This is a genomic window from Pseudomonas sp. F-14 TE3482 (assembly GCF_053629455.1).
The window spans coordinates 1,540,569-1,553,647 of record NZ_JBRJII010000001.1 but is presented as its reverse complement, the minus strand read 5'-3'; the positions used below and the strand labels follow the sequence as shown (position 1 = coordinate 1,553,647).

The following is a 13,079-nucleotide window of genomic DNA, read 5'->3' as shown; positions in this document are numbered from 1 at the left end:
AAGCAGTAAACGCACAGCGGGCTGATGGTTATCGTCGGAACAGGCTTGGCGACACGCGCGCTCTCCTCATGAATACGGGTTGGGACATCGGCAATTTATACACGCTCTCTGTAGGAGCTGCCGAAGGCTGCGATCTTTTGATCTTTGCATTGTAAAAACAAGATCAAAAGATCGCAGCCTTCGGCAGCTCCTACACTGGCATCGCCGTTTTGGCCGGTGTCAGGCAGTAATGTTCAATCAGTTGACGTAATAGATGCACGGTAGGCTGCAAACGTGACATTTCGAGGTATTCCCCCGGTTGGTGTGCGCAGGCGATGTCGCCCGGTCCCAATACCAGTGTTTCACAACCAAGACGCTGAAGATAAGGCGCTTCCGTGCCGAACGCCACTGCTTCGGCGCGATGACCGGTGAGCTTTTCAGCGACCCTCACCAATTCCGAGTCCTCGGCCTGCTCGAAGGGGGGCACTTCGGGGAACAGCGGCGCGTAATCGATCTTCACTTGATGCCGTTCGGCAATCGGATTGAGCTTCTGCAGAATCGCCGCGCGCAGGACTTTGGGGTCCATGCCCGGCAACGGACGCAAGTCGAACTCCAGCGAACACTGGCCGCAGATTCGGTTGGGATTGTCGCCCCCATGGATGCAACCGAAATTCAGGGTCGGCTGCGGCACGCTGAACTGTGGGTTACGAAACTCGCGCTGCCACGCCAGGCGCAGGCCACGCAATTCGCCCATGGCGTCGTGCATGGCTTCAAGAGCGCTGTGGCCCAGGCGCGGGTCCGAGGAGTGGCCGCTCTGGCCGAGGATGTCGATGCGTTCCATCATGATGCCTTTGTGCATCCGGACCGGCTTCAGCCCGGTCGGCTCGCCGATCACCGCCGCGCGACCTAATGGCCGCCCGGCTTCAGCCAGAGCGCGAGCGCCGGCCATCGAGCTTTCTTCATCGCAGGTGGCGAGGATCAGCAAGGGTTGCTTGAACGGTTGGTCGAGCAAGGGTTTGACGGCTTCGATGGCCAAGGCGAAAAAACCCTTCATGTCGCAACTGCCCAAGCCGACCCAACGACCTTCCACTTCCGTGAGTTTCAGCGGGTCGGTCTGCCACAACGCCTCGTCGTAGGGCACCGTATCGCTGTGACCGGCCAGCACCAGCCCGCCGGGGCCGGAGCCAAAACTGGCCAGCAGATTGAATTTGCCGGGGCTGACCTGCTGGATATCGCAGGCAAAACCCAAGTCCCCGAGCCAAGTCGCCAACAAGTCGATGACCGGCCGATTGGTTTGATCCAGGCTGGGTTGGGTACAGCTGACAGACGGCGCGGCGATCAGCGCAGCGAACTGATCTTTCATGGACGGCAAAGGCATCGCTGACTCCCAACTCCCGAATTGAAGTCCATCATAGAACCATCCGGCGACAGGAATAAACCGCTACGGCGCGGGTAGGGTCTGTTGACGCTTGGTGACGAGCCGCGACGGCGGTCCACTTGGTGCAGGGCAAGGCGCGAGGAACGTGGTCTGGTTGTCCCAAATAAGTTCCGAGCAACGCAGCCCTGCGCCAAGTGGGGCCCGTCCCGGTCGTCACCAAGCGTCAACAGACCCTATCTCGGATGAGTCCTGTACACTGCACGACCTTGGCAGCCACACATTCCCCCGGCTGCGCTCCCGATCCTGGATTTTCCGGCCATGCAGAAAGAAACCGAAATCAAACTCCGCGTCAGCCGCGAAACCCTCGCCGCCCTGCGCGAGCACCCGTTACTGAAAAAACGCAACAAAAGTGGCTGGGAACGCCGTGAGTTGATGAACCAGTACTTCGACACGCCTGAGCGCGACCTGGCCCGCGCCAAGGTTGCCCTGCGCCTGCGCCGCGATGGCGACGAAGTGATTCAGACCCTCAAGACCCGCGGCCAGAGCGTCGCCGGTCTGTCCGAGCGCCACGAGTACGACTGGCCTCTGGCCAAAGCCAAGCTCGACGTGAAGAAGCTCGAAGGTGAATGCTGGCCCGAAGAGCTGGCCGAGCTGGACAAGAAAACCCTGAAAGCCATCTTCACCACCGATTTCGTTCGCGAACGTGCAGAAATCGCCTGGGGCCGTGGCAAGACCAAAGTGGTCATCGAAGCAGCGCTGGACCTGGGCCACGTGGTGGTCGGCAAGCAGAAAGAAGAAATCTGCGAGCTGGAACTGGAGCTGCGCGAAGGCGAACCGGCCGCGCTGCTGGAACTGGCCGCCGAACTGGCAGCGACCCTCCCGCTGATGCCGTGTGACATCAGCAAGGCCGAACGCGGTTATCGCTTGTTCGACGCCAACAGCTACTCGCTGAGCTTGCCGGCACCGCAGATCACTGCCGAAATGCCGCTGGACGATGCGTTCGCCGCCCTGAGCTGGCATTTGCTGAGCAGCAGCCAGCGTCTGGCCGAGCAATATCGCTTCAATGGCCACTGGCGCCTGTTGCAGGACTGGGTCGAGAACCTCGCTGAAATGCGCGCGTTGATCAGCAGCCTCGGTCAGGCCGCACCGCGTCAGTCGACTCACGATCTGCGGGTCGCACTGGATGCCTTGCTGGAAGACTGGCGACCGCTGGTACAGGCCGGCCTGGACGACGAAGACGTACGTAAAGCTGCGCCGGAGCAGTTCCTCGAAGAGCTGGAAGACCCACGTTGGGGCCTGTTCTCACTGAACACTTCGCGCTGGTTGCTGGCCCGTACCTGGGCCGCCGATCGCAACGTCCGCGGTAATCGCCAGGGCGCTGCACAACTGGGTAGCTGGCTGCCGCGCATGCTGGGCGAAGAAGCCAACTCGCTGCAATTGCAGCGTTACCAGCAACAGCCGGAAGACCTGGCCGAGCAACTGCCGCGTATCGAGCGCATCCAGGCCTGGCTGCACCATGCCCGCGGCGTACTGGAGATCCCGGAAATGGATCGCCTGTACGGTGAGCTGAACAAACTCACGCAACTGGCCAACGAGCCGATTACCGATGAATCGCTGGATGCGCGTAAGCAGCAGGCGATCGCGGTGTATCAGAATCGAGCCTGGAAGACTTTGCTGCGTCTGTAAGACCGCCATCGCGGGCAAGCCCGCTCCCACAGGGTTATCTGTCGCTCACATATTCGTGGACACTGAAGATCAATGTGGGAGCGGGCTTGCCCGCGATGAGGCCAGCACATTCACCGCAAAAGCTTCAGACCGGCAAACTCGTCGTGGATTTGATTTCCGACAAAGCCACGATCGAGTTGACCTCCTGAATCCCCGGCACCATCGACAGCTTCTCGAAGAAGAAGCGCTCATAAGCCTCGATGTCCGCCGTGACGATCCGCAGCAAGAAATCCACCGACCCCATCAGCACATAGCATTCCAGCACTTCGGGAAAACCGCGAATCGCCTCGGTGAACTCGGTGAAGTTCGAACGTCCGTGGGCGTTGAGTTTGATCTCGGCGAAGATCTGCGTGTTAAGGCCGATTTTCTTGCGGTCAAGCAACGTTACTTGAGCGCGAATGATCCCCTCCTCCTTCATCCGCTGAATCCGCCGCCAGCACGGCGACTGCGAGAGCCCCACCTGTTCGGCGATCTGCGCGCTGGAGAGCGAAGCGTCCTCTTGCAGCAACGCGAGAATCTTGCGGTCGTAGCCATCCAGCTCGCTGTGCATAGAAAAACCTATAGTGGGTACTAAATCGAATTGATCGATTCGATAAATGATCAATAAGCCCAATCATAGATAAGAAATGCCCGGCACCGAATGTAAAAATTCCTCCAGTGATTTGGAGACCGACCATGCCGCATTTAGAAGCCGTGAACACCTCGCCTGCCCGCGCCGATGTCTGGAACGTCAGCAACGCCCACTGCCGCGTTCACTATCAATTACTGGCCGAGGCCGAGCCGGACCTGCTGTGCCGGGCGCTCAATCTTTTCGCCTTGCAGTTTCTGACGCCGCAGCAAGTCAACGTGCAGCGCATGGACGACCTGCTGTCGATCGACATCGTCATGGACGGCCTGAGCTGGCACCGTGCCCAAGTGATCGCGGAAAAATTACGTAACCTGATCAGCGTCTGCTCGGTAAACCTGCAAGCGGCTGATTCTGCGTGGGAAGAGCCGGCTCAGGCGGCAGGCTGAAAAGAAACGACACGCCTTGGTCGGGTAGTGGCCCAACGGTCTGCGGGTGCGCGACTATCCTTTGCGGACGGTTGTTCAAAAGGAGCCCGCATGTCCGTTCAACTCGCCACTCAGGACCGCTGGCTGGACCTCAATGATTTGCTGCGTGAATTGGTCGCCCAAGGCTTTATCAGTCAGGACTCGGCCGAACACGCGCTCAACGCCCGCCGCCGTCACGCCATAAATGGTCAGCAGCACCCGCTGGAATTCATCGCCAGCCAACACCTGGACGACCTCAGCCGTCCCGGCAAACACCTCGATCTGGAAAGCCTGACACTCTGGCTGTCTCAGCAGGCCGGTCAGCCTTACTTGCGCATCGACCCGCTGAAAATCAACGTCGCGGCCATCACGCCGTTGATGTCCTATGCCTTCGCCCAACGCCACAAGATTCTGGCGGTGTCCATCGACCGCGACGCCGTCACCGTGGCCAGCGCCCAGCCCTTCGTCAGCAGTTGGGAAGCTGACCTGACCCACGTGCTGAAGCTGCCGATCAAGCGCGTAGTGGCCAACCCGGTGGACATCCAGCGCTTCAGCGTGGAGTTTTTCCGGCTGGCCAAATCGGTCAGTGGCGCCACCAACTCCGACCAGCAAATAAGCACCCTGGGCAACTTCGAGCAGTTGCTCAACCTCGGCGCCAGCGATCAGGAGCCGGACGCCAACGATGCGCACATCGTCAACATCGTCGACTGGCTGTTCCAGTACGCATTCCAGCAACGGGCCAGCGATATCCACATCGAGCCCCGGCGCGAGCAAGGCACGGTGCGCTTTCGCATCGACGGCGTGCTGCACAACGTCTATCAATTCCCGCCGCAGGTGACCATGGCCATCGTCAGCCGCCTGAAAAGCCTGGGGCGGATGAACGTCGCAGAAAAACGCAAACCCCAGGACGGCCGGGTCAAAACCAAAACCCCGGATGGTGGCGAAGTCGAGCTGCGGCTGTCGACATTACCGACCGCGTTCGGCGAAAAAATGGTCATGCGGATCTTCGACCCGGAAGTGCTGCTCAAGGACTTCGATCAGCTGGGTTTTTCCGCCGATGACCTGCGTCGCTGGCAAGACATGACCCGCCAGCCCAATGGCATCATTCTGGTGACCGGACCGACGGGTTCAGGCAAGACCACCACGCTGTACACCACCCTGAAGAAACTGGCGACGCCGGAGGTCAACCTCTGCACCATTGAAGACCCGATCGAAATGGTCGAGCCAGCATTCAATCAGATGCAGGTCCAGCACAACATTGACCTGACCTTTGCCGCCGGCGTGCGCGCACTCATGCGGCAAGACCCGGACATCATCATGATTGGCGAGATCCGCGACCTCGAAACCGCCGAGATGGCGATTCAGGCCGCACTCACTGGCCACTTGGTGCTGTCGACGTTGCACACCAACGACGCCCCGAGCGCCATCAGCCGCCTGCTGGAGCTCGGCGTGCCGCATTACCTGATCAAGGCCACGGTGCTCGGGGTCATGGCCCAGCGTCTGGTCCGGACCCTCTGCCCGCATTGCAAGGCGCCATTAACTTTGGGCGAGGACGACTGGCAAACCCTGACCCGGCCTTGGCAAGCGCCACTGCCAGGCAACGCACAACGCGCCATCGGTTGCCTGGAATGCCGCGAAACCGGCTATCGCGGTCGCGCCGGGGTGTACGAAATCATGCAACTGACTGACGGCATCAAAGCGCTGATCAACCCTGATACCGATTTGCTCGCGGTGCGGCGTCAGGCCTTCAAGGAAGGCATGCGCAGTTTGCGGCTGTCCGGTGCGCAGAAAGTGGCGGCGGGTTTGACCACCATCGAAGAGGTGTTGCGAGTGACGCCGCAGAGTGAGCAGAAGTAGGCCATTTCAACCGCTACACGCTCCTTGTTTGTAGCAGCTGCGAAGCCTGCATTCCTCGTAGGAGCTGCCGCAGGCTGCGGTCTTTTGATCTTGTTTTCAAAAGCAAAAATCAAAAGATCGCAGCCTGCGGCGAGCCGACTAACGTCACGGAACTCGATTGGGTTATTGGCAATCAAAGGCCGCAGTTAATACCCAGTGGAGTCACCTTTTATGCGTCTCAAACTTGCTGTCGCTACCTTCGCCGTGTTGTCCCTTCCAGTCGGTTCGGCGATGGCTGATGACAGCTTTTTGCGTAACGTCCTTACGTCCGGTGCCACCACCGGCACCTCCTACCTGACCTCCAGGGATCACAAGCTGGTCGTCGCCGCCCAGGACGACGCCGGCAGCTTTGTCGCCAGTGACGGCGCCATTCGCGGCCCCTACCTGGAAGCTGCTATACAGAAAGTCCGCGCCGACAACCCTGGCCTGCAAGCCACGGACATGGAACTGGCGAACGCCATCCTGGCGAAGAATGCCATCGCCTCGAAATAAGGTTCGTTGCTTAACAAAATGCCGCTCTCATGAGCGGCATTTTTTTGCGTGCGATACCTGTAGGAGCGAGGCTTGCCCGCGAAAGCGGTGAATCAGTCGACATAAATGTTGAATGTTAAATCGCTTTCGCGGGCAAGCCTCGCTCCTACAGGGGACAGCGACTTCAGCGATATTCGTCCACCGGCACACACGCGCAAAACAGATTGCGGTCGCCATAAACATTGTCCACCCGGTTCACCACCGGCCAATATTTATGGGCCTTGGTGTGCGCATCCGGCGTCACCGCCTGCTCGATGCTGTACGGGCGTTCCCAAACCCCGGTGATATCGGCCAAGGTATGCGGTGAGCGTTTCAACGGGTTGTCCTCCGCCGGCCAATTGCCGTTCTGCACCTCGGTGATTTCCGCGCGAATACTCAACATCGCACCGATAAAACGGTCCAGTTCCGCCTTCGACTCACTCTCGGTCGGTTCGACCATCAACGTCCCCGGCACCGGGAATGACATGGTCGGCGCATGGAAGCCATAGTCCATCAGACGCTTGGCAACATCCTCTTCACTGATCCCGGTCTGTGCCTTGAGCGGTCGCAAGTCGAGGATGCATTCGTGGGCCACTCGCTCGTTGCGACCGGTGTAGAGCACTGGAAAGGCGCCGGCCAAATGCTGCGCCAGGTAATTCGCGGCGAGAATCGCCACTTCGCTCGCATCCGCCAATTGTGGCCCCATCATGGCGATGTACATCCAGCTGATGGGCAAAATGCTCGCGCTGCCCCAGGGTGCCGCGCTCACCGCGCCGTTTTCCGGCAGCGGGCCATCGATGGGCACTACCGGGTGATTGGCGACGAACGGCGCCAGGTGCGCGCGAACACCGATCGGGCCCATGCCGGGCCCGCCACCGCCGTGGGGAATGCAGAAGGTTTTGTGCAGGTTCATGTGCGACACGTCGGCGCCGATGTCGGCCGGCCGTGCCAATCCAACCTGCGCGTTGAGGTTGGCCCCATCCATGTACACCTGACCGCCATGGCTGTGGATAACTTCACAGATCTCGCTGATGCCTTCCTCGTAAACCCCATGGGTCGACGGATAAGTCGCCATCAGGCAGGCCAGTTTATCCCCCGCCGCCGTGGCCTTTTCCTTCAGATCATCCAGATCGACATTTCCCGCCTCATCGCACTCGACGATCACCACGCGCATCCCGGCCATTTGCGCCGAGGCCGGGTTGGTGCCGTGGGCCGATGACGGGATCAGGCAGATATCCCGCGCGCCCTGATGGCGGCTCTCGTGATATTTGCGAATCGCCAGTAACCCGGCGTACTCGCCCTGAGCGCCCGAGTTGGGTTGCATGCAGATCGCATCGAAACCGGTGATCGCGCAGAGCCAGCGCTCCAGCTCCTCGATCATCAAGGAATAACCCACCACCTGCTCTTTCGGCACAAACGGATGCAGGTTGGCGAACTGCGGCCAGGTGATGGGGATCATCTCGCTGGTAGCGTTGAGCTTCATGGTGCAAGAGCCCAGCGGAATCATCGATTGATTGAGTGCCAGGTCTTTGTTTTCCAGCTGTTTGAGGTAACGCAGCATTTCGGTTTCGCTGTGATGAGCGTTGAACACCGGATGACGCAGATAAGGTGTACTGCGCTGCAACCCGGCAGGAATGCCGGATACCAGCGTTTCAGCGTCCAGGTCGTCGACGTTGAGCCCATGATCGGCACCGAGAAACACATCGAACAGCTTCGCCACGGTGGTTTCGTCACAGGTTTCGTCGAGGCTCAGGCCCAGCTGCCCACGGCCGAGAATGCGCAAATTGATCTGCGCCGCTTGGGCACTTTCGATGATCGCCGTCTGAGTGCCCCCCACCTCAAGGGTCAGGGTGTCGAAGAAATGCTGGTTGAGACGGGTGATCCCGTGACGCTCCAGGCCAGCGGCGAGGATGCTGGTCAGCCGATGGACGCGTTGGGCAATTCGTTTGAGCCCTTCCGGGCCATGGTAGACCGCGTAGAAACTGGCGATGTTGGCCAGCAGCACCTGAGCGGTGCAGATGTTGGAGTTGGCCTTCTCCCGGCGGATATGTTGCTCGCGGGTTTGCAGGGCCATGCGCAGGGCAACGTTTCCGCGCGCATCTTTCGACACGCCAATGATCCGCCCGGGAATCGCCCGTTTGTACTCATCGCGACTGGCAAAAAACGCCGCGTGGGGACCGCCGTAACCCATGGGTACGCCGAAGCGCTGGGACGAACCGAATACCACATCGGCGCCCAACTCCCCCGGAGGGGTCAGCAACAGCAGGCTTAGCAGATCGGTCGCCACGCAAGCCAAAGCTTGCTGGGCGTGCAAATGATCGATCAATGGGCGCAAATCGCGCACTTCACCGTGGGTGTCGGGATATTGCAGCAACGCGCCGAACACCTGGTGTTTTTTCAAGTTATCCACAGCATCGACGATCAACTCGAAACCGAACCCTTCGGCTCGGGTCCGCACGACGGAGATGGTCTGCGGGTGGCAATTCTCATCGACAAAAAACAGGTTACTTCTGGATTTGGCCACGCGCTTGGCCAGTGCCATGGCCTCGGCTGCCGCCGTGGCCTCATCCAGCAACGAGGCGTTGGCCAGTTCCAGACCGGTCAGGTCGATGGTCAGCTGCTGGAAATTCAGCAACGCTTCGAGCCGGCCTTGAGCGATCTCCGGTTGATAGGGGGTATAGGCGGTGTACCAACCGGGATTTTCCAGCACGTTGCGCAGGATGACGGCCGGCGTGAGAGTGCCGTGGTATCCCATGCCGATCAGGCTGGTCCAGACCTGGTTCTGCTCGGCGTAGCCCCGCAACTTGGCCAGCGCGGCTTGTTCGTCGAGGGCCGGCGGCAAGTCCAGCGGCCGGTTGAGACGGATTCCCGGCGGCACCGTCTGCTCGATCAGTTCGATCCGGCTGCCAAGGCCAAGGCTGTCGAGCATCGCCTGCTGCTCGGCGGCATCAGGGCCCAAGTGGCGGCGCAGGAAGGTATTGGGGTCGCGTAACTGGCTCAAGGACGGCAACTGGGACATGACGGGCTCTCTCTTGACTGGCTCGGCGTCGATGCAATGCGGTCAAACCAGCATAGCAGTCGCTGTCGGGGAGCCATTGAAGAAGGAGTCGGTAAACGATGTAGGAGCTGCCGAAGGCTGCGATCTTTTGACCTTTGATTTTAAGAATACAAGATCAAAAGATCGCAGCCTTCGGCAGCTCCTACGGGGCGAGCATTACTCGCCGATGGCAGCCTTGTAGGCAACTGCATCGAGCAGCAGATTGTCCAGTTCGGTGGTATCGCTTGGCTCGAGTTTGAAGAACCAGCTGTCATAAGGCGCGCTGTTGACCAGTTCCGGGCTGTTGGCCAAGTCTTCGTTGACGGCAATGACGGTGCCGGAAACCGGCGAGTAGATATCGGAGGCAGCCTTGACCGACTCGACAACACCCGCAGCTTCACCGGCCGCGAACACTTTGCCGATTTCCGGCAGCTCGACGAACACGACGTCACCCAAGGCTTCCTGAGCATGGTCTGAAATACCCACTTTCACGCCGCCATCATGGTCTAGACGGGCCCATTCGTGACTTTCGGCAAAACGCAGGTCGACTGGGATTTCGCTCATGTTCTGTGTCCTCAAGAAAAATGTCAGCGGTCATTGTCCGCCAAAAAAAGTTAGATCAAGGTTTTGCCGTGGCGTACGAAGGTCGGTTTGACCACTCGAACCGGGTACCACTTGCCACGGATTTCCACTTCAGCGCGGTCGGCGGTGGCCACCGGTACGCGCGCCAGTGCAATCGACTTGCTAAGCGTAGGAGAGAAACTACCACTGGTGATCTCTCCTTCGCCAACATCGGCGATGCGAACCACTTGATGCGCCCGCAAAACCCCACGTTCTTCCAGGACCAGACCCACCAGTTTGTGCTGTACGCCATTGGCCTGTTCGGCTTCCAGGGCAGTGCGGCCAATGAATTGGCGCGTAGCCGGTTCCCAGGCAATGCTCCAGGCCATGTTGGAGGCCAATGGCGAAACGTCTTGATGGATGTCCTGGCCGTAGAGGTTCATGCCGGCTTCGACGCGCAAGGTATCTCGTGCTCCGAGGCCGATCGGGGAAATACCCGCGCCCACCAGATCGTTGAAGAAGCCCGGGGCCTGATCCGCCGGCAGCACGATTTCCAGACCATCCTCACCGGTGTAACCGGTGCGCGCGATGAACCAGTCACCGTCGGTCTGACCTTCGAAATATTTGAGCTGCTGAATCAGCGCGCCGCGGGACTGAGTCACCAGTTCGGCAATCTTGTGCCGGGCGTGAGGCCCTTGAATGGCCAGCATCGCCAGCTCGGAACGCTCGTTGAGCTGCACCTGGAAGTCGCCGAGATGAGCCTGCATCCAGGCCAAATCCTGATTACGGGTGGAGGCGTTGACCACCAGGCGATAACCGTCCTCGAGACGATAGACGATCATGTCGTCGACGATGCCGCCGTGCTCGTTGAGCATGGCGCTGTACAAGGCACGGCCGGGGCTGTGCAGACGTTCGACGTCATTGGCCAATAAATACTGAAGCCAAGCCTTGGCCTGGGGGCCGTCAACATCGATCACGGTCATGTGGGATACATCGAAAACCCCGCAATCGCGGCGCACCTGATGGTGTTCCTCGACCTGCGAGCCGTAATGCAGAGGCATATCCCAACCGCCAAAATCGACCATCTTCGCGCCGAGGGCGAGATGAAGGTCATACAGAGGCGTACGCTGTCCCATGGGTTTCTCCTTCCGGGCGTGGCGAAGGTGCGGGCAGGCGCTGCACGGGATGAAATGCCTTGAAATAAAAGGCTTTCAGCCAATTTCAGCAACCCGATCCGAGGACGGACCGCACCGAATGCCGCGCATTGTAGCCGCAAGGTGTAGGACTGACACCTACGCGTTTCGATGCGCCGAACGTCGGATCAATCCGATGACCGGTAACAGCCCGACCAACACCAGGGTCAGTGCCGGCAATGAGGCCCTCGCCCACTCGCCCTCGCTGGTCATTTCAAAGATCCGCACCGCCAGCGTGTCCCAGCCAAACGGGCGCATCAGCAGGGTCGCGGGCATTTCCTTGAGCACATCGACGAACACCAGCAACGCCGCGCTCAACGTGCCCGGCAGCAGCAACGGCAGATACACTTTGAAAAACAGTCGTGGCCCACTGACGCCAAGGCTACGTGCTGCTTCGGGCAAAGAGGGCCGTATTCGCGCCAGGCTGCTTTCCAGCGGTCCATAGGCCACCGCGATAAAACGCACCAGATAGGCCAGCAACAACGCCGACAGACTGCCCAGCAGCAACGGTTTGCCCGCGCCGCCAAGCCAGCCTGACAGCGGGATCACCAGTTCGCGATCCAGGTAACTGAACGCCAGCATGATCGACACCGCCAGCACCGAACCCGGCAAAGCGTAGCCAAGGTTGGCCAGACTGATGCCGGAACGAATCGCCCGGGTCGGCGCCAATCGACGGGCAAAGGCCAGCACCAGAGCGACACTGACGGTGATCAATGCTGCCATGCCGCCCAGGTACAGGGTATGGATGATCAATCCGGCATAACGCTCATCCAGATCGAAGCGCCCACGTTGCCAGAACCACACCACCAGTTGCAGCACGGGAATGACGAAGGCGCAGGCAAATACCAAACCGCACCAGCTCATGGCCGCCAGCGCCTTGAGCCCGCGCAGGTGATACAACGCCTTGACCCGTGGCCGTTCGTTGCTCGCCCGATTGGCCCCGCGGGCACGGCGCTCGCCATACAGCACGACCATCACCACCAATAGCAACAGGCTGGCCAGTTGCGCAGCCGTGGAAAGACTGAAAAAGCCGTACCAGGTTTTGTAGATAGCGGTGGTGAACGTATCGAAGTTGAACACCGACACGGCACCGAAATCCGCCAGGGTTTCCATCAGCGCCAACGCCACGCCCGCGCCAATGGCCGGACGTGCCATCGGCAATGCCACTCGCCAGAACGCCTGCCACGGGGATTGCCCAAGGACTCGCGCTGCTTCCATCAAGCCTTTGCCCTGAGCCAGGAATGCGCTACGTGCCAAGAGGTAAACGTACGGATAAAAAACCAGCACCAGTACCAGAATCACACCGCCGGTGGAGCGCACTCGCGGTAGCCTCAAACCGCTGCCGAACCATTCGCGCAGCAAGGTTTGCACGGGGCCGGCGAAGTCCAGCAGGCCGACGAAGACAAATGCCAGCACATAAGCAGGAATCGCAAAGGGCAGCATCAGCGCCCAGTCCAGCCAACGCCGCCCGGGAAACTCGCAGAGGCTTGTGAGCCAGGCCAGGCTGACGCCCAGCAGCGTTACGCCGAAACCGACACCGAGGACCAGCGTGAGGGTATTGCCCAGCAGTCGCGGCATCTGGGTGTCCCACAGGTGGGACCAGATCTGCTGATCGATGGTTTGCCAGGAAAGAAGCAGGACGCTCAGGGGCAGCAGGACCAGCGCAGCAATGGCGAAGACCAAGGGATACCAGCGGCGTTGGGCAGGGTGGGCCAAGGAAGTTCTCTAGAAAATTGGGAGCCAACGCAGATCGGCAGTCGGCCCCATT

Annotated in this window: 10 protein-coding genes; 4 read left to right on the top strand and 6 right to left on the bottom strand. The window is 60.0% G+C overall.

What is annotated here, in order from left to right; genetic code table 11:
* Nucleotides 1-190 precede the first annotated feature (190 nt).
* Nucleotides 191-1,357 carry an acetylornithine deacetylase gene (argE, locus tag AB7M26_RS06880; protein ID WP_123500378.1) on the bottom strand — a complete coding sequence of 389 codons (1,167 nt, stop codon included), beginning with the start codon at nucleotides 1,355-1,357 and terminating at the stop codon, nucleotides 191-193.
* 318 nt (nucleotides 1,358-1,675) lie between these two features.
* On the opposite strand from argE, the gene AB7M26_RS06875 reads away from it, so the two are divergent.
* Entirely contained in the window at nucleotides 1,676-3,043 is a 1,368-nt protein-coding gene (locus tag AB7M26_RS06875; protein ID WP_123500380.1) for a CYTH domain-containing protein, read from the top strand.
* Nucleotides 3,044-3,167: 124 nt separating this feature from the next.
* On the opposite strand, the gene AB7M26_RS06870 is transcribed toward AB7M26_RS06875, so the two are convergent.
* Nucleotides 3,168-3,632 (bottom strand): Lrp/AsnC family transcriptional regulator, encoded by a 465-nt coding sequence (locus AB7M26_RS06870; RefSeq protein WP_123500382.1) that lies wholly within the window; start codon nucleotides 3,630-3,632, stop codon nucleotides 3,168-3,170.
* 125 nt (nucleotides 3,633-3,757) lie between these two features.
* On the opposite strand from AB7M26_RS06870, the gene AB7M26_RS06865 reads away from it, so the two are divergent.
* From AB7M26_RS06865 to AB7M26_RS06855, 3 genes are all read left to right on the top strand, one after another.
* Nucleotides 3,758-4,096 carry a hypothetical protein gene (locus AB7M26_RS06865; protein ID WP_429388445.1) on the top strand — a complete coding sequence of 113 codons (339 nt, stop codon included), beginning with the start codon at nucleotides 3,758-3,760 and terminating at the stop codon, nucleotides 4,094-4,096.
* Between the two features lie 90 nt (nucleotides 4,097-4,186).
* Nucleotides 4,187-5,971, top strand: coding sequence for a GspE/PulE family protein (locus AB7M26_RS06860; protein WP_429388442.1), 1,785 nt, complete (start codon nucleotides 4,187-4,189; stop codon nucleotides 5,969-5,971).
* Nucleotides 5,972-6,181: 210 nt separating this feature from the next.
* Nucleotides 6,182-6,502, top strand: coding sequence for a DUF2388 domain-containing protein (locus AB7M26_RS06855; protein ID WP_429388440.1), 321 nt, complete (start codon nucleotides 6,182-6,184; stop codon nucleotides 6,500-6,502).
* A 163-nt stretch (nucleotides 6,503-6,665) separates the two neighbouring features.
* Here AB7M26_RS06855 and gcvP read toward each other — a convergent pair whose 3' ends face one another.
* The 4 genes from gcvP to AB7M26_RS06835 form a co-directional block, all read right to left on the bottom strand.
* Nucleotides 6,666-9,539, bottom strand: coding sequence for an aminomethyl-transferring glycine dehydrogenase (gcvP, locus tag AB7M26_RS06850; RefSeq protein ID WP_123500390.1), 2,874 nt, complete (start codon nucleotides 9,537-9,539; stop codon nucleotides 6,666-6,668).
* Nucleotides 9,540-9,734: 195 nt separating this feature from the next.
* Nucleotides 9,735-10,121 carry a glycine cleavage system protein GcvH gene (gene gcvH, locus AB7M26_RS06845; protein ID WP_123500392.1) on the bottom strand — a complete coding sequence of 129 codons (387 nt, stop codon included), beginning with the start codon at nucleotides 10,119-10,121 and terminating at the stop codon, nucleotides 9,735-9,737.
* 50 nt (nucleotides 10,122-10,171) lie between these two features.
* Complete coding sequence (gene gcvT / locus AB7M26_RS06840; protein ID WP_429388437.1) at nucleotides 10,172-11,254, bottom strand: glycine cleavage system aminomethyltransferase GcvT; 1,083 nt, start codon at nucleotides 11,252-11,254, stop codon at nucleotides 10,172-10,174.
* Nucleotides 11,255-11,410: 156 nt separating this feature from the next.
* Complete coding sequence (locus tag AB7M26_RS06835) at nucleotides 11,411-13,027, bottom strand: ABC transporter permease (RefSeq protein ID WP_123500396.1); 1,617 nt, start codon at nucleotides 13,025-13,027, stop codon at nucleotides 11,411-11,413.
* Nucleotides 13,028-13,079: the final 52 nt, after the last annotated feature.

What these genes read in the sequence shown, in the direction of transcription:
- argE (WP_123500378.1), bottom strand. Translation starts at nt 1,357, where the DNA reads ATGCCTTTGCCGTCCATGAAAGATCAGTTCGCTGCGCTGATCGCCGCG.
- AB7M26_RS06875 (WP_123500380.1), top strand. Translation starts at nt 1,676, where the DNA reads ATGCAGAAAGAAACCGAAATCAAACTCCGCGTCAGCCGCGAAACCCTC.
- AB7M26_RS06870 (WP_123500382.1), bottom strand. Translation starts at nt 3,632, where the DNA reads ATGCACAGCGAGCTGGATGGCTACGACCGCAAGATTCTCGCGTTGCTG.
- AB7M26_RS06865 (WP_429388445.1), top strand. Translation starts at nt 3,758, where the DNA reads ATGCCGCATTTAGAAGCCGTGAACACCTCGCCTGCCCGCGCCGATGTC.
- AB7M26_RS06860 (WP_429388442.1), top strand. Translation starts at nt 4,187, where the DNA reads ATGTCCGTTCAACTCGCCACTCAGGACCGCTGGCTGGACCTCAATGAT.
- AB7M26_RS06855 (WP_429388440.1), top strand. Translation starts at nt 6,182, where the DNA reads ATGCGTCTCAAACTTGCTGTCGCTACCTTCGCCGTGTTGTCCCTTCCA.
- gcvP (WP_123500390.1), bottom strand. Translation starts at nt 9,539, where the DNA reads ATGTCCCAGTTGCCGTCCTTGAGCCAGTTACGCGACCCCAATACCTTC.
- gcvH (WP_123500392.1), bottom strand. Translation starts at nt 10,121, where the DNA reads ATGAGCGAAATCCCAGTCGACCTGCGTTTTGCCGAAAGTCACGAATGG.
- gcvT (WP_429388437.1), bottom strand. Translation starts at nt 11,254, where the DNA reads ATGGGACAGCGTACGCCTCTGTATGACCTTCATCTCGCCCTCGGCGCG.